Raw genomic sequence first — 23,861 nt, 5'->3', positions numbered from 1 at the left:
CGCGCCCACTGGACGTTCGTCAGTTCGTACCGTTTGGCCATCCGTCGCGCTCCGAATCAGAACCCTCGGAACGCAATGAATCAACGCCAAACCGCGTTGAGAATCCTGAATGTAGATTGGACCTAGATTCTCCCGCCCGCTTTTGCTAGCGACGCAGGATGAGCAACCGATTGCCGCCTTCCTGGGCAAAGCACCTGAAAACTCAACCCTCGGCTAAGGCGGCACCGCCGAAAACCGTAGCACCCAAGGCACAGCTGAAGTCCGGTCCGTCTCGCGTGCAAGCCGACGACATGCTGTTGAGGCAGGCGCTCGAGTTTCAGAAAGCTGAGCAATTGCCTGAGGCGGAGGAACTCTGCTTTCGTGTCCTGGCGCGTACCCCAAACCATCCGCTGGCTTTTTATATCCTGGGAACCCTCGGCATCGGATACGACAACGAGAAGGCCTTGCGCTACTTCGCCCGGGCCGTGGGAGAGGAGCCGCGAAATCCTTATTACCACCTTAGCCTCGGTGAGACCTACCTGAAGCTAAGCGAGTTTACGCCGGCAATCAGGCACATTCAGCAGGCCTTGGCCCTGAAGCCGGATCTGGTGGAAGCGCTTTGCGCCCTGGGCGATGCTTACAATTCCTTTGATAAGGGGGAATTGGCGCTGCCGCTCTTTGAGAAGGCGTTGGAGATCGACCGGGATCATCCTCTGGCCCGGATCGGGCTGCCTAGTGCACTCGCAGGCCTCGGTCGTATGGATGAAGCCGCAGTTCATCTGAAAGAGGCGATAAAGCGGCGCATCGCGGTACCAACCGCCTACAATGCACTAGCACACACGCGCAAATTCACCGAAGAGCCCGCGGAGCTCGCGGCAATCCTAACGGAGCTCCGAGACCCGGGCCATGGGTCGCACGGAGCGGCAGTGCTCCATCACGCCGCCGGAAAGGTACTCAACGACCTCCGTCGCTACAAGGAAGCGATGGACCACTTCAAGCAAGGGAATCAAGCCAGGGGCCAAAAATTCGATCTGGAAAACTACCGTCGCTGGGTCGATGCCACGATCGAAATCTTTACGCCGGAACTGGTGGCTTCATTGGCGGCTCACGGCAACCCCTCGGAGGTACCTGTATTCATCGTCGGCATGCCTCGCTCGGGCACGACGCTGACGGAGCAGATCTGCGCCAGCCATCCTGAGGTTCATGGCGCCGGCGAGCTCAGCAAGCTTAGACGAATGGCCAATGCGATAGGCCTCAAAGAAGGCTCCGACGCAAGCCTCGGCAAATCCGTCGCGACGATTACTCCGGATCTGACCAGGACTTTGGCCGAGGAGCACCTGTCCTATCTCCGCGAGCGGAGTCCCGCCGCGCTCCGAATCGTCGACAAGATGCCCCACAATTTCGAGTTGATCGGCCTGATCGGCATTCTGTTTCCCAACGCGCGTATAGTTCATTGCCGCCGCGATGCTATCGACAATTGCATCTCCTGTTTCGTGCTGCAATTCAGTGAGGCGCACAGCTACAGTGGCGACCTTCAGACGCTGGGACTCTACTATCGGGAGTATGTTCGACTGATGCGTCACTGGGAAAGTATTTTCCCGGGCCGCATTTTTGAGAACCGATACGAAACAATGATCGAGGATCAAGAGCAGCAGTCGCGTCGTCTCATAGATTATCTCGGGCTGCCCTGGGACGATGCGTGCTTGCGCTTTTTTGACAGGGACGGCTCAGTAAACACCTATAGCAATTGGCAGGTGCGCCAGCCGATCTACAAGTCGTCCGTCAAGCGTTGGAGGAACTATGAAGGCGAGATCCAACCGCTGATCGAAGCCTTGGGCAACTTGGCTGAGGTTGACCTGTAATTTAGTTTCCTACTAGAAAAATTCTGGCCGGAAGGTACACCGCAAAATCGCTCGTGTGGCGATTGGCAGAACGTTCATTGTTTCGTCGTTCTCTGGCGAAGCAAGGAGGGAAGCGGCACGGCGGAGACCAGGAGCCGGGGCGTGAACGGCGGATTTCTGCCATCTTATCGAGTGCAGCACTGCGCAATGGTGCTTTGAGGAACTGCCCGCAGAAAAGAAAAAACCCGGCAGTTGCCCGCCGGGTTTCGATTTCAGTTGGACGCTGCTGATTAGAACGAACGCTGGAAGCGGAGCATACCGCCGACGCTGTTCTTCTTATTGGCGTTGGTCCAGTTTCGGTCGTCCAGGTCGCCGAATTTGCCATCGTGCAAGTAATCGACCTCGGCCGTAACCGTGAAGCCAGGCACAATGTCGTAGGCGACGTTGGCTGCGACGCCGTAGTTCTTGGCGTCATCAGCAGAGGCCTGGAGGTTGAACGAGGTCTTCTCGTTGAACTTGTAGGTGCCGCCGCCCCAGACTGCCCAGTTTCCGCCCCACTGCTTGTAGAAGTTTCGGTCGATGTGGTCGTCCGACCCGTAGCCGGCCATGAGGAAAAGCGACAGCTCGTTGGTCGCGTTCACATCCAAGCGGACCTTGCCTGCCCATTCATCCCAGGCGCTGTCATAGGCGACGACGCCCGTGATGGCGCCCCAGCCCTGGGTATACTTCACGCCGCCGACAACATGCGGAACATAGCTGTCGATGGTGTCATTGCCCGAACCGGCATTGTAGAGGTAATTGCCAACCCCATCAACAACCGGGCCGCCAGCGGAACCGGACCCTTCTTCCAGCGAGACCACAGCCGAGAAGCCGTTGCCGGCGTCAAAGTAGTACTGGACGACGTTGGTGTCGAAGCCGCCATAGGGAACCAGCGTATCGTTGATGACGTTGCCGGCGTATCCGATGAACGTGTTGAAGGCCGATTCGTCCTTGCCGACGCGCAGGCCGCCGAGCTGGATCCAGGCGAAATTCAGCGTGATGCCCTTGTTACCGGCGGGATTGCCGATCGGCTGGCCGCCGGCGGTGACCGAATCGCCATAGCCGTTGGAATTGCCGAAGTTGATGCGCGTCTCGGTGTAAGTCTTCAACGTGCCGAGCTCGGTCTCCTGGCCAGTCCAGGTCTTCAGCGTAAAGCGGGTGTTCTTGTACCAGGTACCCTGGTCGCCGCCATTCCGCACGTCGAGGCTGCGCGCGCCATCGAACGAACCGACATCGCCGAGGCCAATGTCGTAACGGACATAGCCGCCAATGCGCAGGCAGGTCTCAGTGCCGGGGATATAGAAGTAGCCCGAGCCGTATACGTCGCAGATCTTGACGTATTCAGCCGGTTCCGGCTCGGCGACGGTCACCGCGTCGGCAGCGCGAGCACCGGAAACTGCGATCAGGGCCGCAGCTGAGCCGAGAAGAAGGCTCTTGATGTTCATTTTCTGACCTCCAGTCAGAATCGAACGGCAGCGTCGATTTCACTCGACTGTCACCGGTGTCAGTGCTTTGTTATTGCTGTATTTTTTTGCCGGGTAGCCGCTACCACAGACGTTTGCTGGCGAACGCGTGCCCGGATCCCGATTTGAGATAGCGCTCGAACGAAGTCGCCTTTGCTCGGCTTGAAAGGCCATGTAGGTCACGATTCGCCGCGGCAGAAATTTGGAAGTGTGACTGGACTTTCCTGCGTGATGCTCAGCAATTCGTCGCCGCAGGTCCGATGTTATGCCGATATAGCGCTCGCCGTCCGAAGCCTCGCTCTCAAGCAGATAGACGTACCACACGAACCGGCCCTCCTTCGCCAAGGCTTCGGAGGGCATCCTCTCCGCCATCCTGCTTCGCACGAACGGTTGGGGCCTGTCCTGCGTAGCTCGGAGAGCGAAGCAGGATGCTCGCCGTCCGAAGCCTCGCTCTCAAGCAGATAGACGTACCACACGAACCGGCCCTCCTTCGCCAAGGCTTCGGAGGGCATCCTCTCCGCCATCCTGCTTCGCACGAACGGTTGGGGCTTGTCCTGCGTAGCTCGGAGAGCGAAGCAGGATGGCGGAGAGGATGGGATTCGAACCCACGAGAAGCTTTTGACCTCTACTCCCTTAGCAGGGGAGCGCCTTCGACCACTCGGCCACCTCTCCGTCGCGCCGGTGGATAAAGAAAAGCGCCGGCACAATCAACAAGCCCGCGCCGTAATCGCTGAAAATTCGACGCCGGCAGCAGGATGAGTGTTCCCATGCGGCGATTCCATGGCGATTCCCTGACCACTGACTCGGGCCTCACGCCGCAATTGCGGCCCCTCACTGCCGGATTCGGCCGGGCGGCGGGCCTCATTGGTTAACGAGAGCTTTCGGAGTGAGGCCAAATCGTGTCATTTGTGCAACAACGTCCGGGGATAGCGCCCGGATGGGGCTTCTGCCGATACGATCGTGGTTGAACGCTGCCGCCGCCTGGGTAAAGGTCACGTTCGAAGGAGCGGCGCGGTGCGCATCTTTTTCGGTAAGTGGGGATGGGGCAGGGAACGCTGTCCTTCAGCAAAAAATACCCAGACCCGTTTTTTAACTTTTGACTGGAGGTCAGAAAATGAACATCAAGAGCCTTCTTCTCGGCTCAGCTGCGGCCCTGATCGCAGTTTCCGGTGCCCGCGCCGCCGACGCGGTGACCGTCGCCGAGCCGGAACCGGCTGAATACGTCAAGATCTGCGACGTGTACGGCTCGGGCTACTTCTACATCCCCGGCACCGAGACCTGCCTGCGCATCGGCGGCTATGTCCGTTACGACATCGGCGTCGGCGACGTCGGCTCGTTCGACGGCGCGACGTCTGCCGATGTTGAGGATGGCGGCAGCAACGACACCTTCTACAAGAATGCTCGCTTCACGCTGAAGACCTGGACCGGCCAGGAGACCGAGCTCGGCACGTTGAAGACCTACACCGAGACCCGCTGGAACTTCGGCAACCGCAACGCCGATCTGGGCGCGGACGGCTCCGTCAATCCGGCCTTTAACAAGGGCACTTCGCTGAACTTCGCCTGGATCCAGCTCGGTGGCCTGCGCGTTGGTAAGGACGAATCGGCCTTCAACACGTTCATCGGTTATGCCGGCAACGTCATCCAGGATACGCTGGTTCCCTACGGCGACTTCGACACCAACGTCGTCCAGTACTACTTCGACGCAGGCAACGGCTTCTCGGCCGTGATCTCGCTCGAAGAAGGCGCGGGCGGCGGCACGGATGGTTCCTACGGCGTGGGCACGATCGACAGCTACGTTCCGCATGTCGTCGGCGGCGTGAAGTGGACGCAGGGCTGGGGCGCCATCACCGGCGTCGTTGCCTACGACAGCAACTATGAAGAAGTCGCCACAAAGATTCGTTTGGACGTGAACGTCAACGACGCGATCTCGCTGTTCATCATCGGCGGCTACGGCACCGATGACAACCTGTCGGACCCGACCTATGCCTTCGCAGCTGGCGGTCGCGGCTTCTACAAGCAGTGGGACGGCAACTGGGCAGTCTGGGGCGGTGGCACCTACAAGTTCAACGAGAAGACCTCGTTCAACGCCCAGATCTCGTATGACGAAGGTGAGAACCTCGGCATCGCCGCCAACATCGCTTACGATATTGTCCCGGGCCTGACGGTCACGGCCGAAGTCGACTATGTCAATGCAGGCAAAATCGACGAGCTCGATACCCGTGGCACGAACCACAACTGGACCGGTATTACTGATGGCGACGACGCGATCGGCGGCATGCTCCGCTTCCAGCGCTCCTTCTAAGGGCTGGACTGCTACATCTGAAATCCGGCCCGGGCGTCTCCACGCCCGGGCCGTTTTTGTTTCGCGACTGGATCAACGCAACGAAAGGATGGGGGTGAAAACGGTAAGCTGATCGGGTCTGTAGGGCGACTTTGTGGGATCCGCCGTCGGTGGATGGGGTCGGCCGCCAGATTCGAAAACTCTTGAAAGGACGCTCCCGAGCGGTTACGGCTGAACGCTTAACCACAGGGGGTGTGGCTAAAAATGTCGAACGAAGCGATTCAAGAGGGGGAGCCCTCTGGTCATTTTGCGGTATTTTCTTCTCAGAATTCGAAGTTTAGGTACACCTACAACAAGATCCGGGAAGTAAAATCGTACAGGGTCAGTGAGCTCTTTACAGCATACCGGGACATACTCTGGGATGATGGGCGGCATAAATACAATGTCAGCTCATTCATCGGTGAAATAGACGAGATCCTTCTGGGAGAGCGTTTCAGCACCTTTGACCAGAACACCCTGGACAGTCTTATCGGTACCTTGCGCCAGCGCGGGAACAGCAATGCAACCATCAATCGCAAGATGGCTGCCCTCAGCAAGTTGCTGCGCAAGGCTCATAAGATGGGAGATATCCACAGCCTGCCTGAGTTTCGCCGCCAGAAGGAGCGGGCGGGTCGGATTCGTTTCCTCGAAAGGGACGAAGAGGCAAGGCTGTTCGCCGCGATCCGCAGCCGCAGCGAGGATGCTTACAGGCTTTCCGTCTTCCTGGTCGACACCGGATGCCGTCTCGGCGAGGCGCTCGGCCTGATCTGGAATGACATCCAGGAGCACCGCGTCTCGTTCTGGATCACCAAATCCGGCCGCAGCCGCACCATCCCGATGACCGAACGGGTCAAGGAGGTGATCAAGCTGCCGCCGACCACAGAAGGGCGCCGACCGAAGGGTCCGTTCACCAAGCTCACCCAGGCGCAGTACCGCGCCATCTGGAATGAGGCCAAGGCCGAGGTCGGTCTTGGTGCCGATGAGCAGGTGGTGCCGCATATCCTGCGCCACACCTGCGCTTCGCGACTCGTCCAGGGCGGCATCGATATCCGGCGCGTGCAAATGTGGCTCGGTCACCAGACGCTTTCGATGACCATGCGGTATGCGCACCTCGCCACCAACGACCTCGATGGCTGCGTCGTGGTGCTGGAGAAGCCGCGTGCCGAAGAGGCGCCGTGGCCCGCAGAGAACTCGGTGTTTGCGTCCCCGTTGACCACGCCTTCATCCGCCAAAGCCGCCCGCAAGGAGAGCGGCTCGGAGCCGGCGAAGGCAGGCCGCAAGAGCTCGAAGGGCAAATAGGCGGCACGCCACGCGCCGGGAATCTATTTCAAAAACAAGCCAGGGGCGGAGTTAGTCTCGGGCTTTACTTTACGTGGACTTGACTTCGGCGCGATCGAGGAAATCCGCAATCTTCTTCGGCAGGTTGCCGGTTTCCAGCAAGGGCGCGTGTCCCTGGCCTTCCACCGTGATCGTCTCCATGCCGGGATGACGCTCTGCCATCTCCTCGAGCGTCGCGGTGGAGAGAAGCGTCGAATTGCCGCCGCGTATGGCGAGCAACGGCACGGCGGCAAGCGCGTTGAACTGTGGCCAAAGATCCGGCAGTGGCTTGCTGAAGTCGACATTGGCCAGGGTCTCGACCAGGGCAGGATCGAAATCGGGCACCAGCCCTGCATCCGTGTCGCGGCAGATGGCGCCAACCATACGCGCCCAGTCGGCATCGGTGAGCGCAGGGAAGCCGGCACCATGCACGCGCCGCTGCGTGTCGACCGCCTCGGCGAATGTCTTCGGCCTCGGCGCGCGATCGAGATATGAGCGGATATGGGCCAGACCTTCCGCCTCGATCACCGGGCCAATATCGTTGGGGACAATGGCTTTCAAGGCGGCCGGCTTCAGCGCGCCGAGCACATGGATGATCAGTCCGCCGCGCGAGGTGCCGATGAAGCCAGCCTCTTCGATACCCAGCGCTGACAAGCCAGCGAGCACGTCGCCGGCTTCGACGCCGACATTGTAGTGGCTGATGTCGGGATCGTAGTCGGATCGGCCACGGCCGCGATAGTCGAAAGCGACGACCTTGCGCGGCGTCTTCGCCTTGCCGGAGAGGTAAAGCGCGAGCTCATGGAAGTCGCGCGCATTGCGGGTGAGGCCGGGCAGGCAAACGACCGGCCAGCCACCGTTCGCCTCGCCATAAATCCGGGCATGCAGTTTCAGCCCATCGGGTGCGGCATAGAAGAAGTCGGAGAAACTGTCGCTCGCCATCCGGATGCTGCTCCTCGCTGAGGTGACCGACAGCTACAGGCGAGGGCGGCCGCGGTCAAATCGCGGGAAGGCACGTTACACAACCTTGCCACGCTGGCGGGACAGCATATCGTCTGTTCTGTCGGACATCTCCCCGCAAGGGGATTGACTGTCATCTAAGCTTTTACCCATCGCCAAAGCGGCATGAACGAGCCGGCAGCGAAACTGCCAATCTCCAAGTGCGGGGGCTGTCCGGCAGGACAGGGGGCGCGAAGGATCGCCAACCTGAGGCTTGCATACGCCCCTCGGCGATCAACTCCGCCCGTTCACCAGATCCCCGACGATGTCGTATTTGCCGGAAATACGCATCCTGTAGACTTCATAATTCTCCATCACGCGCTGCACGTAACTTCTTGTTTCCGTGTAGGGGATCCGCTCGACCCAGTCGACGACGGCGTCCACGTCCTTGCCGCGCGGATCACCGTATTTCGCCACCCACTGGGCGGCCCGGTTTGGGCCGGCGTTGTACCCGGCGAAGGTCAGCACATAGGAGCCGTTGAAGCGGTCGAGCTGCTCGCCGAGGAAGGCTGACCCCAGCGTCGCGTTGTAACCGGCATCGGTCGTCAGCCGCGTTTGCGAGAAGGTCATGCCGGCCTTCTTCGCCAGTTGCTTGGCGGTACCCGGCATCAACTGCAAGAGGCCGCGCGCGCCCGCGCTGGAAATCGCCGCGACATTGAACTCGCTCTCCTGGCGGGCGATGGCATAGGCCAGCGCCTTGCCAGAGCCGGAGATATCGGCCGAATCGGGAATGACACCCAACGGATGCGAAAGCGCACCCACATCGATGCCGCGCTGGGCGGCGATCTTGCCGACCTTCAGCGCCATGAAATGGTTGCCCTGTTTTTCGGCAAGCCCCGCCAGCAGCGCAAGCTCGCCGGGGCTGGTCAGCTGCCCCGCGAGGTCGCGGTAGAGCGTCTCGGCATAGCGGTCATACCCTGCCTCCTGCAGCCGCTTGATCGCTTTCACCGCCTCGCGGCCCTCGAAGCTTTGGCGGTCGGCCGCGCTGGGCGTGGGATGGACGATGCTCAAGGTTCTGAGGCCCACACGCTCGCCGGCAAGCTGGCCGTAGAAGGTGGTGCCGTAGCTGGCTGCCCGGGTGAAATAGTCCTTGGCGCTGCCCGGGCCGCCGACTTCCGCGGCGCGGCCAAGCCAGTAATAGGCGCGCGACAGCGACACCGGTCCCTGGGCGAGCTCGGCGATGCGTGAAAAATGCGAGGCGGCCGCTGCCGGGTCGTTGAGACCGCGCAATGCATACCAGCCGGCATGGAATTCGGCTTCCGCGGCGCTGGCCGCGCTTTCGGCCGCATGCATGGAGGCAATCTTGTAGGCGGTCTTTATGTCGCCCTGATCGACCAGCTCGCGCGAAAGAACGCGCCGCTCCACCCACCAGGCATCGGGATCGACCAGCGCGTCGCGATTGGTCGGCGCCTTCATCACGACTGCCGCGGCATCGGCAAGTTTTTGCTGCTTGCGCAGATATTCTGCCTCGGCGAAGAAATAGCCGGCCGAACGCTGCGCCGCCGGCACCGCCTTCAACAGTTTCGCCGCGTTTTTTTCGCCTTTATCGACCGCCACCCAGGCATCCGCCAGTTGCTGGGCGCCGGCAATGCCGGCGACGCGCAGCGCCGAGGACGGCCGGTCGGCATAGAACATGCGCTCCATGCGATAGCGATGATCGGCCGCAGGGATCAGCGTGCCGAATTCCTTGATGATGGAAGTTTCGTCCTGGGCATCCAGCTTCTCCGTGCGCCAGAAGGGCACCAGCACCGCGCGCGCCGCCGCTTGATCGCCCAGCGCCACCTGCGAGCGGGCAAGGATGATCACGCCTTCCGGCGTCAGCGGCTGGCTGCGGCCGAAGGCCCGCACCACCACTTGCGGCGGCGGGTTCTCGCGATAGAGCGCGCGCTCGCTGTTCCTGCGCAGCGCGATCGTGCCCGGCCATCCAGGCACCATCTTGGCGGCATCGGCGATTTCGCCGCTCGGCACCTGGTCGCCGCCATAGAGCGCGATCGCCCAGGCCAGAATGTGCCGGTCGAGCGAGGTGGCGGGCAGCGTGTCGCGAGCATTGCGCCCCGCGGCGATGTTGTTCACCGCGAGCGCGTCGAGACCGCTCTTCAATTGCGCGATGCTGGCCGGGGGCTGAGGCTGCTGCGCCTGGTCCGCGGCCGACGGCGAGCCCGGCGCGGCAATCGCCGCCGTCACACGCACGTCGACGCTGCCGCCGATCGCCATACCCGGTATCAGCGCGACGGCCGCGCTCAAAAGCGCGAACAGATGAGGCCGATTTGTCGGCATGTTCCACCCCGGCACATTGTCAGCAGGCAGGGCCTTCGAGGCCGACCCGGAGCCTAAACTTAGGTCGTGAAAGGCTCGTAAACAAAAGGTTATCGAGGCCGTTCGAATTACGCTTGCTGGCACTACAGCAATGCTTGCCGCTGAACCGTGTCGAGACTATGGTGCGCGGCTTCGCTTTCGATTAGAAGGCGCCGAAATTAACGCATCGACAAAACGCTGATGCATGTCGCCCAAAGTGGGCACCCGGCTTTGGGAGAGCGACATGCTTAGACCAACAAAGTCCCAAGGAGTTTGGACAATATGCTGAGAGGCTCGCTGACTGCGCTCGTGACACCGTTCGAAAAGAGCGGGCGTTTCGACGAGAAAGCCTTTCGCGCGTTTGTCGAATGGCAGATCGCCGAGGGCACCAAGGGCCTCGTGCCCGTCGGCACCACCGGCGAGTCGCCGACGCTGTCGCATGACGAGCACCGCAATGTCGTCAAGGTCTGCATCGAGGTCGCCAGGGGCAGGGTTCCAGTTGTGGCCGGCGCCGGCTCCAACAACACCGAGGAAGCCGTCGGCCTGGTGCAATATGCCGAAAAGGCAGGCGCCGATGCAGCCCTGGTCGTCACGCCTTACTACAACAAGCCGACCCAGCGCGGCCTCTACGAGCATTTCGCAGCCGTTGCCAGGGCAACCAAGCTGCCGATCATCATCTACAACATCCCGCCGCGCTCGGTGATCGACATGACCCCGGAGACGATGGGCAGGCTGCGCCACGACTTCAAGAACATCGCCGGCGTCAAGGATGCGACCGGCAAGGTCGAGCGCGTCTCGGAACAGCGCATGAGCTGCGGCAAGGATTTCATCCAGCTTTCCGGCGAGGATGCGTCCGCGCTCGGCTTCAATGCGCATGGCGGCGTCGGCTGCATCTCGGTGACGTCGAATGTCGCGCCGCGCCTTTGCGCCGAGTTCCAGGAAGCGACGCTCTCCGGTGACAGCGCCAAGGCGCTAGAACTGCAGGATCGTCTCCTGCCGCTGCATAAAGCGATCTTCGTGGAGCCCGGCGTATCCGGCGCCAAATACGCCCTGTCGAAGCTGGGCAAGGTCGAGAACGTGGTCCGCTCGCCGCTGGTGACGGTCGAAGCTTCGACCGCCGAGAAGCTCGACGCGGCGCTGAAGCACGCCGGCTTGATTAATTAGGGATGAGGCGCCACCTCTCCGCATTATGAATCAAGTCAAGAAAGCCGACCCCAACAACAGGACGGTCGCCGAAAACCGCAAGGCGCGCTTTTCCTACGAGGTGCTCGACACGATCGAAACCGGCTTGGTGCTGACCGGCACCGAGGTCAAGTCGCTGCGCCAGGGCCAGGCGAACATCCAGGAGAGCTACGCCTCTGCCGAAGGCGGCGAGATCTGGCTGATCAATTCCTATCTGCCGGAATATCTCCAGGCCAACCGCTTCAACCACGAGCCGCGCCGGCGCCGTAAGCTGCTCGTCAGCAAGCGCGAGATGGCCAAGCTTGCCCAGAGCGTGGAGCGCGAAGGCATGACGCTGGTGCCGCTGAAAATCTATTTCAACGATCGAGGCCGCGCCAAGCTCCTGCTCGCCATCGCCCGCGGCAAGAAGCTGCACGACAAGCGCGAGACCGAAAAGCAGCGCGACTGGTCGCGCGAGAAGGGACGGCTCCTTAAGGAGCGCGGATAGAGCCACCGTCGATATGCGGGCAAGGCGAGCAGCGAGCCAAGGCTTGAGGAACGGCTTGATTGCCCTGGCCTTGGCTTTCGTGGTTCTGGCGCTTGCCACATGGGCAGAGGGCTTTTTCCGACCCCGTGCTTTCCCGCCGGATCGCAGCGAATTCCCCATAAGGGGCATCGATGTTTCGCATCACCAGGGCAGGATCGACTGGCCGCGCGTCGCGGCCGACGATGTCGTCTTCGCCATCATCAAGGCGACGGAAGGTGGTGACTATGTCGATGATGCCTTTGCCGAGAATTTGCGCCAGGCCCGCGCGGCTGGCCTCGCTGTCGGCGCCTATCATTTCTTCACCTTCTGCCGCCCGGGTGCCGACCAGGCCAGGAATTTCATCTCGGTCGTGCCGCGCGGCGAGCAGCTCTTGCCGCCGGTAGTCGACATCGAGTTCCACGGCAATTGTCCGCGACGCCCTTCGCCCGCCGAGCTGAATGCTCAACTGCTGGCATTCCTTGGCCCGGTCGAGGCGGCTTACGGCAAGCCGGCCATTCTCTATATTACCGATGAGACGGCACCGACCTATGCCGCTCATATCGCGGTTCGCCAGCGCTGGCTGCGCTCTGTGCGGGGGCCGCTGAACGACGACGACTGGGTCTATTGGCAATATCTCGACACAGGCCGTGTCGACGGCATCGACGGCGACGTCGACCTGAATGTGCTGAAGGGCGGGCCGGCGAGGCTGTCGGAGTTGTTTGCCGCGGCGCCGGACCCTAGCTCTTCAGGAAGGCTGCTATCTCCTTGAAGACATCGACGAACATCGCTTCCGTCAGGACACCGGTGTTGGTGTTGTAGCGCGAGCAGTGATAGCTGGAGAACAGCGTGATGCCGCCGGCCTGCTGTCGTCCGCCGTGGCGGAACGGAAGGGTGGCGACGCGCCCGCCCAGCGCCCGCACCGTCGATTGATGCGCGATCGAGCCCAGCGTCAGGATGGCCCGCAGGTTGGCAAATCGCGCGATCGTCGGTTTGAGGAAGGTGCGGCAGGTGGCGATCTCGGCGCCGACCGGCTTGTTTTCCGGCGGCACGCATCGCACCGCATTGGTGATCGCGGTGCCGACGAGCTCCAGCCCGTCATCGGGCCTGGCCTTGAATTCCCCGCGCGCCAACCCTTGAGCGATCAGCGTTGCGTAGAGCAGGTCGCCGGCATAGTCGCCGGTGAAGGGACGCCCGGTGCGGTTGGCGCCGCGCAGGCCGGGCGCCAGCCCGACGATGAGGAGCCTGACCGAGTCCTCGCCCTCCGGCGGCAGGAAGGTCGGCACCGGTGCATTGAACCAGCCCGGCTCGCGCTGGCGCCAGGCGGCGATGAAGTCGTGCAGCCGCGGACAAAGCGGACAATCGCGGTCAGGCTCGGGGGAGGGCGCAGCGCTCAAGGCTGCCGCGCTCAATAATCGTCCTCGTCGGCTTCAGCTGGCTCAGGCCGGCGGACCGGCCGTTCCGATGGATCGCGGCCGACTTCATTCTTCAGCGTCATGAGGTCGATGAAGTGGTCGGCCTGGCGGCGCAAGTCGTCGGAGATCATCGGCGGCTGCGAGGCCATGGTCGAGATGATCGACACCTTGCGGCCACGCCGCTGCAGCGCCTCGACCAGCGTGCGGAAGTCGCCGTCGCCGGAGAAGATGACATAGTGGTCGACGACATCGGCAAGCTCCAGCGCATCGACGGTGAGCTCGATGTCCATGTTGCCCTTGATCTTGCGCCGGCCGGTCGAGTCGGTGAACTCCTTGGCTGGCTTGGTCACCACCTTGAAGCCGTTATAGTCCAGCCAGTCGATCAGCGGCCGGATCGAGGAATATTCCTGATCCTCGACCAGCGCGGTGTAGTAATAGGCCCTGAGCAGATAACCGCGTTTCTGAAAGCTCGACAGAAGCTTGCGGTAGTCGATGTCGAAGCCCAGCGCCCGCGAGGTGGCGTAGAGGTTGGCGCCGTCGATGAAAAGAGCGATCTTTTCACGAGGATCGAACATTGAAAAATATCCTTTTCAAAAATTTCTGTCGTCTAAAAGGACGTGACGGGTAGGCCCGATAATGGTCCCTCTTCCCGCCCCTTTCGAGATAACGCCAGATTTATGGATATCCAAGGGCAGGGCGCGCATTGCAAGCAATTGTGATCGGCACCAGGTAAGCAAGGCGAAGTCCGATATTGAGCGGACAGGGGCTCGTGCTTCGGCGGTGCCCGCCATAAAGCTTGTATTTCGGCGGCGTCCTTGTTATGGAGCCCGCCAGTTTTCCATCAAATCCACGCATGAAAGGGGCAGTCCATGGCCCGCGTAACCGTTGAAGATTGCATCGACAAGGTCGACAACCGTTTCGAGCTCGTGCTGCTCGCCGGCCACCGTGCCCGCCAGATCAGCCAGGGCGCGCAGATCACCGTTCCTCGCGACAATGACAAGAATCCGGTCATTGCGCTGCGCGAGATCGCCGACGAGACGCTGTCGCCGGACGACCTCAAGGAAGACCTGATCCACTCGCTGCAGAAGCATGTCGAGGTCGACGAGCCGGAGGCCGAGGGCGAGGCCATCGCCGATCAGACCGGCGCTGCCACCGCTGCTGCCGACACCGACGATGCCGAAGAGAACATCGCCTTCGACCGCATGAGCGAGGAAGACCTGCTGGCCGGCATCGAGGGTCTGGTGCCGCCGGAAAAGAGCGACGACTACTAAGCTCTTGGACACGGGCCTGGATCAAGCATCCGGGACTTCCGTATCGTCAGTTTCGTGGCTATCTATGGGATGCGTCGCACGCCGGTGCGGCGCATCAATCATTTCATCACCGCGAGATTTCGCCCATGATGCGTCAGTATGAGCTTGTCGAGCGCGTGCAGCGCTACAAGCCTGACGTCAACGAGGCGCTGCTCAACAAGGCCTATGTCTACGCCATGCAAAAGCATGGCCACCAGAAGCGTGCCTCGGGCGATCCCTATTTCTCGCATCCGCTGGAAGTGGCGGCCATCCTCACCGAGATGCATATGGATGAGGCGACCATCGCCGTTGCCCTGCTGCACGACACGATCGAGGACACGACCGCCACTAGGGCCGAGATCGATGAATTGTTCGGCCCCGAGATGGGCAAGCTGGTCGAGGGACTGACCAAGCTAAAGAAGCTCGACCTCGTCTCCAAGAAGGCCGAGCAGGCCGAGAACCTGCGCAAGCTGCTGCTGGCGATCTCCGAGGATATTCGCGTTCTGCTGGTCAAGCTCGCCGATCGCCTGCACAACATGCGCACGCTCGACCATATGCCCGAGTCGAAGCGCTTGCGCATCGCCGAGGAGACGATGGATATCTATGCGCCGCTCGCCGGCCGCATGGGCATGCAAGGCATGCGCGAGGAACTTGAGGAGATCGCGTTCCGCTACATCAATCCGGAAGCCTATCGCGCCGTCACCGCGCGGCTCGCCGAAATCTTCGAGCGCAACAAGGGCGTGCTGGACGAGATCGAGAAGGCGTTGTCCGGCCTGTTCGAAAAACACGCGATCAAAGCCGGCGTCAAGAGCCGGCAGAAAAAGCCGTGGTCGGTGTTCCGCAAGATGGAGGCCAAGGCGCTCTCCTTCGAGCAGCTCTCCGACATCTTCGGCTTCCGTGTGGTCGTCGACACCGTCGAGGACTGCTACCGCGCGCTTGGCGCCATCCACACCACCTGGTCGATGGTGCCCGGGCGCTTCAAGGATTACATCTCGACGCCGAAGCAGAATGACTACCGCTCGATCCACACCACCATTGTCGGCCCCTCGCGCCAGCGCGTCGAACTGCAGATCCGCACCCGCGAGATGAACAAGATCGCCGAATACGGCGTTGCCGCGCATTCGATCTACAAGGACAGCGGCGGCAAGCCGAACGGCGCAGCGCACGCGATCTCCAAGGAGACCAACGCCTATGCCTGGCTGCGCCGCACCATCGAGCAACTGGCCGAGGGCGACAATCCCGAGGATTTCCTGGAAAACACCAAGCTCGAGCTGTTCCAGGACCAGGTGTTCTGCTTCACGCCCAAGGGCATGCTGATCGCCCTGCCGCGCGGCGCCACCCCCATCGACTTCGCCTATGCCGTCCACACCGATGTCGGCGACACCTGTGTCGGCGCCAAGGTCAACGGCCGCATCATGCCGCTGATGACGGAGTTGAAGAACGGCGACGAGGTCGAGATCATCCGCTCCAAGGCGCAGGTGCCGCCGGCAGCCTGGGAATCGGTCGTTGTCACCGGCAAGGCGCGCGCCGCCATCCGCCGCGCCACCAAGAATGCCATCCGCAAGCAATATTCCGGGCTCGGCGCCCGCATCCTCGAACGCGCCTTCGAGCGCGCCGGCAAGAACTTCACCAAGGAAAGCCTGAAGCCGGTTCTGCATCGCCTGGCGCGCAAGGATATAGAGGACGTGATGGCCTCTGTCGGGCGCGGCGAGCTTGCCTCGACCGATGTCATGAAAGCAGTCTTCCCCGACTACAAGGACGAGCGCGTCACGGTCGCGGCGCCCAAGCAGCGCGAGGAAGGCTGGTCGAAGATCCGCAACGCCGCGGGCATGCTGTTCCAGATGCCCGGCCGCGCCGCGCGCAAGGGCAAGGACCAGCAGCGCGACGGTGCGGTGCCCATCCGCGGCGTGCGCGGCGACCTGCCGGTGCGCTTCGCGCCGGAAGGGGCGGTGCCCGGCGACCGCATCGTCGGCATCATTCAGCCAGGAACCGGTATCACCATCTATCCTATCCAGTCGCCGGCCCTGCAGGCTTTCGACGACCAGCCCGAGCGCTGGATCGATGTGCGCTGGGACATCGACGAGCGGACCAAGGAGCGCTTCCCGGCCCGCATCTCGGTCACAGCCATCAATGCGCCGGGCTCGCTCGCCGACATCGCGCAGGTCGTCGCGTCCAACGATGCCAACATCCACACGCTGTCGATGGTGCGCACCGCGCCCGATTTCACCGAGATGCTGATCGACCTCGAGGTTTGGGACCTGAAGCACCTCAACCGGCTGCTGTCGCAGCTCAAGGACAATTCGAGCGTCAGCGACGCACGGCGTGTGAATGGGTGAATAGTAAATAGTGAATAGTGAATAAAGTTGCCTATCACCACCATTCACCATTCACTCATCGCTACTCTATTCACTACTCATTACTCACCACTCGCCAAGAGCATGGAGCGAACAATGAACACCGATGAAGTGCTGGGCATTTTCCGCGAGGCCGGCGCGGTTCTCGAGGGGCACTTCATCCTGACGTCCGGACTGCGCAGCCCGATCTTCCTGCAGAAGGCGCGCGTCTTCATGCATGCCGACAAGACCGAGCGCCTGTGCAAGGCGCTGGCCGAGAAGATTCGTGAGGCGGTGCCGGGCAGGATCGACTATGTCGTCGGCCCGGCGATCGGCGGCCTGATCCCGGCTTACGAGACCTCGCGCCATCTCGGCACGCCGGCGGTCTGGGTCGAGCGGGAAGGGGGCGAGTTCCGGCTGCGTCGCTTCGAGATCGCCAACGGATCGCGCGTCGTCATTGTCGAGGACATCGTCACCACGGGTCTCTCGATACGCGAGACCATCGACTGCCTGCGCCAGCTCGGCGCCGAGGTGGTGGCGGCCGCCTGCATCATCGACCGTTCGGCCGGCAAGACCGATGTCGGCGTGCCGCTGATTGCGCTCGCCGAATATGAGGTGCCGGCCTACCCGCCCGACCGCCTGCCGCCGGAACTTGCCGCCATCCCTGCCGTTAAGCCGGGAAGCCGAAATATCTGACCTGGCGATGAATGAAAACAAGTACCTGAGGGTGCCGGTTGAATCTCTTTGCCAGCGAAGCGCGCAGAGGCCCCATGATAGCCGGCATCGATCATTTCGTCCTGACGGTCCGGTCTGTCGAAGCGACTTGCGACTTCTATCAGCGCGTGCTGGGCATGGGGCGGCTGGACGAGCCGAGCCGGCCGACCGCGCTTCTGTTCGGATCGCAGAAGATCAACTTGCACGAGGTCGCTCGCACCTTTGAGCCGAAGGCGAAGGCGCCGACCCCGGGCTCCGGCGATTTCTGCCTCATTGCTGCGGTGCCTCTTGCCGACATCCGCGCCAGCCTCGAAGCCAACGGTGTGGCGGTCGAAGTCGGACCTGTCGAGCGCACCGGTGCTCGCGGCAGGATGATGTCGGTCTATTTCCGGGATCCCGACGACAACCTGGTCGAGGTCAGCGAATATCGAACTTAGCTGAAAAGCCCAGGCTGACCGCGTCCGATACCTCGGCGCCGCGGTCGCGCAAGGACGAATGGCCAAACATGCTTTGCCCAGTCTTCCTCAGTTTCGCCAGAATGGTGCTCATGTAAGAGCCTGCGGCAGACCATCGCGGCGACGTTTCGCTGTTCCGTGGTCTGGCAATCGCCGCTATAGCAAAGTTTTGTTGCCTTCCTGCGCCGGTGAAGCGCAAGATATGTTGACGCGACCCGGCTGGCAGGGAAGCGTGTGTTGGACCAGGAACCGAAACAGAGTGCTTTTTCGACGCCGAGAGCCTGATGGCCTCCTGGAGCGGGTGCGTACTTACCTATGGCCGCGCCGCTCGTTCTCGCGCTCCGTTCAGTATTTCTCCAAGCGCATTCTGCGGCTGAAAGCGACGCCCCATTCGGTGGCCGCCGGAGTCGCGGCAGGCGTTTTCGCCTCCTTCTTCCCGCTGGGCTTCCACTTCATCATCGCCGCCGTGCTCTGCTGGGTGATCGCCGGCAATCTGGTGGCGGCAGCCCTCGGTGCGGTGTTCTTCGGCAATCCGCTGTCCTTCCCGCTGCTCTGGGGCGCGTCCTGGGAGACTGGCAAGCTCATCCTGCATGAACATCTGCCCAGGCATGGGCCGCCGGAGCATCTCGGGGAAATGATGCACACGCTTTCCTTCGCCAAGCTGTGGCACCCGATCCTGGAGCCGATGCTTCTCGGCGCGGTGCCCCTCGGCTTGGTCTTTGGGCTCGTCTTCTATGGTGTCACGCGGTGGGGCATGACCGCTTTTCGCGCGCAACGGCAGCGGCGAATGACCGAGCGAGCCAGGAAGGCCCGGCAGGGCGGACGGGAAGTTCCCGCGGAATGATCATCGGCATCGGCAGTGACCTGATCGACATCAGACGTATCGAGAAGTCCCTGGAACGGCACGGCCAGCGCTTTATCCAGCGTATCTACACCGAGGTCGAGCAGGCCAAGTCGGAGAAGCGCGCGGCCCGTGCCGCTTCCTACGCCAAGCGCTTCGCCGCCAAGGAGGCCTGCGCCAAGGCGCTTGGCACCGGCATGGCCGAGGGCGTCTTCTGGCGCGACATGGGCGTGGTCAACCTGCCCAGCGGAGCGCCCACCATGGCGCTCACCGGCGGCGCTGCCGCCAGGCTGGAAAAAATCCTGCCCAAGGGCCACCATGCGCTGATCCACCTCACCATCACCGACGATTTTCCACTTGCTCAAGCCTTTGTGATCATCGAGGCAGTGCCCGCCGAACAAGCGCCACATTGATTCCATCTGACCACGGGCGGCATGACGTTGCCCAGCGCGCGCCGAGACTCTATACCAACCAACGCACAATCGAGGACGACATGAGCGTGGCTGAAAAATCGCAGAAGAAATCCGGCGGGCTTGGGGAAACCTTTTCCGTCATCATCCAGGCTCTGCTGCTCGCGCTTGTCATCCGCACGCTGCTGTTCCAGCCCTTCTCCATCCCCTCCGGCTCGATGCGGCCGACGCTGCTCGAAGGCGACTATCTGTTCGTCACCAAATGGGCCTATGGCTATTCGCGCTACTCGCTGCCCTTCGGCCCCAATATTTTCTCCGGCCGCATCTGGGGCTCTGAGCCCAAGCGCGGCGACGTGGTGGTGTTCAAGTTCCCGCCGGATCCGTCCGTCGACTACATCAAGCGCGTCGTCGGCCTGCCCGGCGACAAGATCCAGGTCAAGGACGGCCAGCTCTTCATCAACGGCACCGCCGTGCCGCGCGAAAAGGTCGGCCAGATCGACAATCCCGACATCACCGAGGTCGACCGTCCCGTCGACGTCTATCGCGAGACGCTGCCCAACGGCGTCACTTATGACACGCTCGATCTGACGCCCAATTCGATCGGCGACAACACGCGCGAGTTCGATGTGCCGCCCGGCCACTATTTCATGATGGGCGACAATCGCGACAATTCCTCCGACAGCCGCTTCACCGTCGGTTTCGTGCCGGCCGAGAACCTCGTCGGCCGCGCCAACGTCATCTTCTTCTCGATCGCCGACGGCGCAAGCCCGTTGGAAATCTGGAAGTGGCCGTCGCTGATGCGTGCCGGCCGCCTGTTCCATCTCGTCCACTAAGGTCATGGCGGCGACCAAGCGTTTGACCGCCGATGCCCTTGCCGAAGCGCTTGTCGAGCGCACCGGCCACGCCTTCGCCGACCGCCAGCGTCTGCAGCGCGCGCTGACCCATGCCAGCGCGCGTTCGACGCATGCCGGCGTCGACTACGAACGCTTCGAATTTTTGGGCGACCGCGTTCTCGGCCTGGTCGTGGCCGACATGCTGCTCGCTGCCTTTCCGGATGCCGCCGAGGGCGAGCTGTCGCTTCGCCTCAACGCGCTGGTCAATGCCGAGGCGCTCTCCGAGATCGCCGAGGAGATCGGCCTGCCGGAGCTGATCCGCGCCGGCTCCGACGTGCGCAATCTCGAAGGCCGCAAGCGAACCAATCTGCGTGCCGACGCGCTGGAGTCGCTAATCGCCGTGCTTTATCTGGATGGTGGCCTTGAGACCGCCCGCGCGTTTATCCATCGCTACTGGCAGCCGCGCTCGCAGGCGATCGGTGCTGCCCGCCGCGACGCCAAGACCGAGCTGCAGGAGTGGGCGCACCAGGCGGCGTCGGGCGCGGTGCCGGCCTACCGGGTGGATGCTCGCGAAGGGCCCGACCACGACCCGCTGTTCACCGTCAGCGTCAAGGTCGGCTCTTTCGCGCCGGCGATCGGCAGCGGCCGTTCCAAGCGGGAAGCGGAGCAGGCGGCGGCGGCCGCGTTGCTGCTGCGCGAAGCCGTATGGAGCGCTGCATGACCGCCACCGAAACCTCCGAAACGCCTCCTACGCGCTCAGGCTTCGTCGCCCTGATTGGCGCGCCCAATGCCGGCAAGTCGACGCTGGTCAATCAGCTGGTCGGCGCGAAAGTGTCGATCGTCACCCACAAAGTGCAGACCACGCGAGCCATCGTGCGCGGCATCGCCACGCATGACAACGCGCAGATCGTCTTCGTCGACACGCCCGGCATCTTCAAGCCGAGGCGGCGGCTGGACACGGCCATGGTCACCACCGCCTGGGGCGGCGCCAAGGATGCCGATGTCGTGGTGCTGCTGATCGATGCCGAACGCGGCATCAAAGGCGACGCCGACGCGATCCTCGACCGGCTGAAGGACGTCAAGCAGCCGATGCTGCTCGTCCTCAACAAGGTCGACCGGGTCAAGCCGGAGACGCTGCTTGCTTTGGCCGCGGCAGCGAACGAAAGAGTGCCGTTCAAGCGCACCTTCATGGTCTCGGCGCTCACCGGCTCCGGCTGCAAGGACCTGCTCGATTATCTTGCCGAGACCCTTCCAGCCGGTCCCTGGTACTATCCGGAAGACCAGATCTCCGATCTGCCGATGCGCCAGCTCGCGGCCGAGATCACGCGCGAAAAGCTTTATCTGAGGCTCCATCAGGAGCTTCCCTATTCCTCGCATATCGAGACCGAGAAGTGGGAGGAGAAGAAGGACGGCTCGGTGCGCATCGAGCAGGTCATCTATGTCGAGCGCGAGAGCCAGAAGAAGATCGTGCTTGGCCACAAGGGCGAGACGATCCGCGCCATCGGCCAGGCCGCGCGCGCCGAGATCGCCGAGATCCTCGAGCAGAAGGTGCATCTTTTCCTGTTCGTCAAGGTGCGCGAGAACTGGGGCGACGACCCCGAGCGCTATCGCGAGATGGGATTGGAGTTTCCCAACTGATGCATGTCGCCCCAAAGCGACGCGGTTTTGGGATAACGACATGCACAGCCCGAAGATGGATATCGACACCGCTCTCGTGCGGCGGCTCGTCGACGCGCAGTTTCCCGAATGGCGGCATCTGCCTGTGAAGCCGGTCGCGTTCGGCGGCTGGGACAACCGCACCTTCCATCTCGGCGACACGATGGCGGTCAGGCTGCCAAGTGCTGCTCCCTATGCGCTGCAGGTCGAGAAGGAGCATCGCTGGCTGCCCAAGCTCGCGCCGCTTCTGCCGCTGCCGATTCCCGAGCCGCTCGCCATGGGCGAGCCGGCGGCGGGCTATCCCTGGCACTGGTCCGTCTACCGCTGGATCGAAGGCGAGACGGCGAAAACCGGGCACATCGCCGACCTTCGCGCGTTCGCGGTCTCCCTGGCTGAGTTCCTCGTTGCCCTGAAACGGATTGATCCGACCGCCGGCCCGGCACCTGACCAGCACAATTTTTATCGCGGCGGCCCGCTGGCCGTCTATGACGGCGAGGCGAGACAGGCCATCGCCGCGCTTGAAGGCCGGATCGATACGCAAGCCGCCACTGCCGTCTGGAAGGCGGCGCTTGCTGCCGGCTGGCACGGCTCGCCCGTCTGGTTCCACGGCGATGTCGCCTCAGGCAATCTGCTGGTCAAGGACGGCCGTCTGAGCGCTGTCATCGACTTCGGCACGTCGGGCGTCGGCGATCCCTCCTGCGATCTGGCGATTGCCTGGACGCTGTTCGAGGGCGAGAGCCGCGAGGCATTCCGCGCGCGCATCGCCGTCGATGACGCGACCTGGGCGCGCGGACGCGGCTGGACGCTGTGGAAGGCGCTCATCACCGTTGCCGGTCACGACGCCAACCAGGCCGAGGTCGGGAGGCAGCGCCGGGTGATCGACGAAGTGCTCGCCGATCATCGCAAATTGGGATGACGGCGCCGAGCAGGCGCTCTCACCGGTCGAGTATCCATGCAGTGGCAAGTCGCTTCGCAGGCCGCCGTACAAAGCTTTCCGTGCCGTAATAGGCAACGATCGCGACCGCGATGACCGCCCAGATCGCGACGCCGAGCCATTGCTGCTGGATATAGTCGCCGTGGACGAACGCCTTGGCGAGGAAGCGTACGCTGTTCTGGTGTGAGACATGCATCAGGATGGCCAGCAATACGCTGCCCGTGTTCTGGTAAAGCCAGGTGAAGACGATCCCGGCCAGCACGACGTTGATCGTGCTGTAGAGGCTGAGATCGCCGAGCAGGCCGAGCGGCAAGTGCCAGATTGCCCATATCACGCCGAGGATCAGGCTGCCGGCGAGCGCGGGGCGACGGCCAAGAAGATGCGGGGTCGCGAAGCCGCGCCAGCCGGGTTCCTCGCCCAGCGGACCGCTGAATACGGCATAGAGCGCGATCATGGGCGCCACCTCGGAGAAGGTAGGAATGTTCCCCCACGACGGCTCCGCCGAACCGAGGAACGGATTGATCAGGATCGAGGCGAGCTGTGTCCCGAACGGCAGGCCGACCGCCACCAGATACCAGATCGGGCGAACGCGCCATTTCACCATCGAGGCGAGGATGGTCTTCACCGCGCCCCAGCCGCCGGCGAGTGCCGCGACGGTGAAGCCCGAGATTGCCGGTCCGAAGGTGAACCAGGGAATGCTCTCGCCATACGACAGATAGAAGGGAATGAACGCCAGCCATGTCAGGCCGAGCGCCAGCGAAAAGAAGATGGTCAACTGGTGCCCGCGCACCACGCCCAGGAAGGAGCTCATATCGATCCTCTCATCGGGCCATTGTAGCGAGTGGTCGCCTGCCCGAGAGGTCGACGCTTCGGGAAATAGCCAGCCGAGCCGCTCGGCGGTCTGCGCCGGTTCATCCGGTCAACGCGCCGATATTTGGCGCTGGCGCGGCCGAAAAATCCCGAACGGTTTCTGAGAATTTTCCGATATTGCCGCCGCGGCGGCAGCGGCGGATGTTGCCTGCCATCACTGTCGGAACAGATTATGGG

24 protein-coding genes, 1 tRNA gene and 1 pseudogene are annotated in these 23,861 nt (G+C 62.5%); 16 read left to right on the top strand and 10 right to left on the bottom strand.

Annotated elements, in window-relative coordinates:
• The first annotated feature begins 158 nt into the window (after positions 1-158).
• Positions 159-1,841: a sulfotransferase gene (locus EOA49_RS18330; RefSeq protein WP_127242216.1), complete on the top strand. Its 1,683-nt coding sequence runs from the start codon at positions 159-161 to the stop codon at positions 1,839-1,841.
• Between the two features lie 269 nt (positions 1,842-2,110).
• On the opposite strand, the gene EOA49_RS18325 is transcribed toward EOA49_RS18330, so the two are convergent.
• From EOA49_RS18325 to EOA49_RS18315, 3 genes and pseudogenes are all read right to left on the bottom strand, one after another.
• Positions 2,111-3,304, bottom strand: coding sequence for a porin (locus tag EOA49_RS18325; RefSeq protein ID WP_095828819.1), 1,194 nt, complete (start codon positions 3,302-3,304; stop codon positions 2,111-2,113).
• Positions 3,305-3,404: 100 nt separating this feature from the next.
• Positions 3,405-3,646 (bottom strand): annotated as a pseudogene (locus tag EOA49_RS18320) (GIY-YIG nuclease family protein).
• Positions 3,647-3,903: 257 nt separating this feature from the next.
• A tRNA-Ser gene (locus tag EOA49_RS18315) sits at positions 3,904-3,994 on the bottom strand.
• Positions 3,995-4,436: 442 nt separating this feature from the next.
• On the opposite strand from EOA49_RS18315, the gene EOA49_RS18310 reads away from it, so the two are divergent.
• Together EOA49_RS18310 and EOA49_RS18305 are read left to right on the top strand one after the other, a co-directional pair.
• Positions 4,437-5,624: a porin gene (locus tag EOA49_RS18310; protein WP_095828820.1), complete on the top strand. Its 1,188-nt coding sequence runs from the start codon at positions 4,437-4,439 to the stop codon at positions 5,622-5,624.
• 243 nt (positions 5,625-5,867) lie between these two features.
• Positions 5,868-6,941, top strand: a complete 1,074-nt coding sequence (locus tag EOA49_RS18305) for a site-specific integrase (RefSeq protein ID WP_095828821.1) — start codon at positions 5,868-5,870, stop codon at positions 6,939-6,941.
• A gap of 69 nt (positions 6,942-7,010) precedes the next feature.
• Here the strand turns inward: EOA49_RS18305 and EOA49_RS18300 are convergent, their stop codons facing one another.
• Positions 7,011-7,898, bottom strand: a complete 888-nt coding sequence (locus EOA49_RS18300; protein WP_095828822.1) for an alpha/beta hydrolase — start codon at positions 7,896-7,898, stop codon at positions 7,011-7,013.
• A gap of 291 nt (positions 7,899-8,189) precedes the next feature.
• Positions 8,190-10,232, bottom strand: coding sequence for a lytic transglycosylase domain-containing protein (locus tag EOA49_RS18295; RefSeq protein WP_127241626.1), 2,043 nt, complete (start codon positions 10,230-10,232; stop codon positions 8,190-8,192).
• 300 nt (positions 10,233-10,532) lie between these two features.
• Between EOA49_RS18295 and dapA the strand changes: the two genes are divergently transcribed.
• The 3 genes from dapA to EOA49_RS18280 are packed head-to-tail and all read left to right on the top strand — an operon-like array spanning position 10,533 to position 12,706.
• Positions 10,533-11,414, top strand: coding sequence for a 4-hydroxy-tetrahydrodipicolinate synthase (gene dapA, locus EOA49_RS18290; RefSeq protein ID WP_095800125.1), 882 nt, complete (start codon positions 10,533-10,535; stop codon positions 11,412-11,414).
• Positions 11,415-11,439: 25 nt separating this feature from the next.
• The gene (gene smpB / locus EOA49_RS18285) at positions 11,440-11,919 is read left to right on the top strand and encodes an SsrA-binding protein SmpB (RefSeq protein ID WP_067321086.1); all 480 of its coding nucleotides are present in this window, start codon (positions 11,440-11,442) and stop codon (positions 11,917-11,919) included.
• Positions 11,920-11,962: 43 nt separating this feature from the next.
• The gene (locus EOA49_RS18280; RefSeq protein WP_067321090.1) at positions 11,963-12,706 is read left to right on the top strand and encodes a GH25 family lysozyme; all 744 of its coding nucleotides are present in this window, start codon (positions 11,963-11,965) and stop codon (positions 12,704-12,706) included.
• Here EOA49_RS18280 and EOA49_RS18275 read toward each other — a convergent pair.
• A complete protein-coding gene (locus EOA49_RS18275; RefSeq protein ID WP_164747319.1) occupies positions 12,675-13,346 on the bottom strand; it encodes a uracil-DNA glycosylase in 672 nt (223 codons plus the stop codon). The two genes, EOA49_RS18280 and EOA49_RS18275, sit on opposite strands and share 32 nt — an antisense overlap.
• Entirely contained in the window at positions 13,343-13,924 is a 582-nt protein-coding gene (locus tag EOA49_RS18270; protein WP_066997475.1) for an NYN domain-containing protein, read from the bottom strand. The genes EOA49_RS18275 and EOA49_RS18270 overlap by 4 nt, the downstream gene beginning before the upstream one ends.
• 294 nt (positions 13,925-14,218) lie before the next feature.
• Between EOA49_RS18270 and rpoZ the strand changes: the two genes are divergently transcribed.
• From rpoZ to EOA49_RS18250, 4 genes are all read left to right on the top strand, one after another.
• Positions 14,219-14,620, top strand: a complete 402-nt coding sequence (rpoZ, locus tag EOA49_RS18265) for a DNA-directed RNA polymerase subunit omega (RefSeq protein WP_066997473.1) — start codon at positions 14,219-14,221, stop codon at positions 14,618-14,620.
• 125 nt (positions 14,621-14,745) lie between these two features.
• Entirely contained in the window at positions 14,746-16,974 is a 2,229-nt protein-coding gene (locus tag EOA49_RS18260) for a bifunctional (p)ppGpp synthetase/guanosine-3',5'-bis(diphosphate) 3'-pyrophosphohydrolase (RefSeq protein ID WP_127241992.1), read from the top strand.
• Between the two features lie 114 nt (positions 16,975-17,088).
• Positions 17,089-17,667 (top strand): orotate phosphoribosyltransferase, encoded by a 579-nt coding sequence (pyrE, locus tag EOA49_RS18255; protein ID WP_095800121.1) that lies wholly within the window; start codon positions 17,089-17,091, stop codon positions 17,665-17,667.
• Positions 17,668-17,741: 74 nt separating this feature from the next.
• The gene (locus EOA49_RS18250) at positions 17,742-18,122 is read left to right on the top strand and encodes a VOC family protein (RefSeq protein WP_066997467.1); all 381 of its coding nucleotides are present in this window, start codon (positions 17,742-17,744) and stop codon (positions 18,120-18,122) included.
• Here the strand turns inward: EOA49_RS18250 and EOA49_RS33995 are convergent.
• Complete coding sequence (locus tag EOA49_RS33995) at positions 18,103-18,234, bottom strand: hypothetical protein (protein WP_281058460.1); 132 nt, start codon at positions 18,232-18,234, stop codon at positions 18,103-18,105. The genes EOA49_RS18250 and EOA49_RS33995 overlap by 20 nt on opposite strands.
• 165 nt (positions 18,235-18,399) lie before the next feature.
• Here EOA49_RS33995 and EOA49_RS18245 point away from each other — a divergent pair, with 165 nt between their 5' ends.
• The 6 genes from EOA49_RS18245 to EOA49_RS18220 all read left to right on the top strand — a co-directional run bounded on the left by EOA49_RS18245 (position 18,400) and on the right by EOA49_RS18220 (position 22,796).
• Positions 18,400-18,984 carry a DUF2062 domain-containing protein gene (locus EOA49_RS18245; protein WP_067321101.1) on the top strand — a complete coding sequence of 195 codons (585 nt, stop codon included), beginning with the start codon at positions 18,400-18,402 and terminating at the stop codon, positions 18,982-18,984.
• Positions 18,981-19,394: a holo-ACP synthase gene (gene acpS, locus EOA49_RS18240; protein ID WP_067321104.1), complete on the top strand. Its 414-nt coding sequence runs from the start codon at positions 18,981-18,983 to the stop codon at positions 19,392-19,394. Before EOA49_RS18245 ends, acpS begins: the two co-directional genes overlap by 4 nt.
• A gap of 80 nt (positions 19,395-19,474) precedes the next feature.
• Positions 19,475-20,224 carry a signal peptidase I gene (gene lepB / locus EOA49_RS18235; RefSeq protein WP_066997458.1) on the top strand — a complete coding sequence of 250 codons (750 nt, stop codon included), beginning with the start codon at positions 19,475-19,477 and terminating at the stop codon, positions 20,222-20,224.
• Positions 20,225-20,228: 4 nt separating this feature from the next.
• The gene (gene rnc / locus EOA49_RS18230) at positions 20,229-20,945 is read left to right on the top strand and encodes a ribonuclease III (RefSeq protein WP_127241913.1); all 717 of its coding nucleotides are present in this window, start codon (positions 20,229-20,231) and stop codon (positions 20,943-20,945) included.
• Complete coding sequence (era, locus tag EOA49_RS18225) at positions 20,930-21,862, top strand: GTPase Era (RefSeq protein ID WP_197504240.1); 933 nt, start codon at positions 20,930-20,932, stop codon at positions 21,860-21,862. The genes rnc and era overlap by 16 nt, the downstream gene beginning before the upstream one ends.
• Before the next feature lie 40 nt (positions 21,863-21,902).
• Positions 21,903-22,796 (top strand): aminoglycoside phosphotransferase family protein, encoded by an 894-nt coding sequence (locus tag EOA49_RS18220; protein WP_127241914.1) that lies wholly within the window; start codon positions 21,903-21,905, stop codon positions 22,794-22,796.
• A gap of 19 nt (positions 22,797-22,815) precedes the next feature.
• On the opposite strand, the gene EOA49_RS18215 is transcribed toward EOA49_RS18220, so the two are convergent.
• Together EOA49_RS18215 and EOA49_RS33100 are read right to left on the bottom strand one after the other, a co-directional pair.
• Positions 22,816-23,625, bottom strand: coding sequence for a type II CAAX endopeptidase family protein (locus EOA49_RS18215; protein ID WP_127241915.1), 810 nt, complete (start codon positions 23,623-23,625; stop codon positions 22,816-22,818).
• A partial coding sequence (locus EOA49_RS33100) for a hypothetical protein (protein ID WP_206520189.1) occupies positions 23,622-23,861 on the bottom strand: 240 nt, incomplete at its 5' end. The genes EOA49_RS33100 and EOA49_RS18215, both read right to left, overlap by 4 nt.

It is taken from the genome of Mesorhizobium sp. M1A.F.Ca.IN.020.04.1.1 (assembly GCF_003997315.1).
Classification (GTDB): domain Bacteria; phylum Pseudomonadota; class Alphaproteobacteria; order Rhizobiales; family Rhizobiaceae; genus Mesorhizobium.
This window is presented reverse-complemented; position numbering and strand designations above follow the sequence as displayed.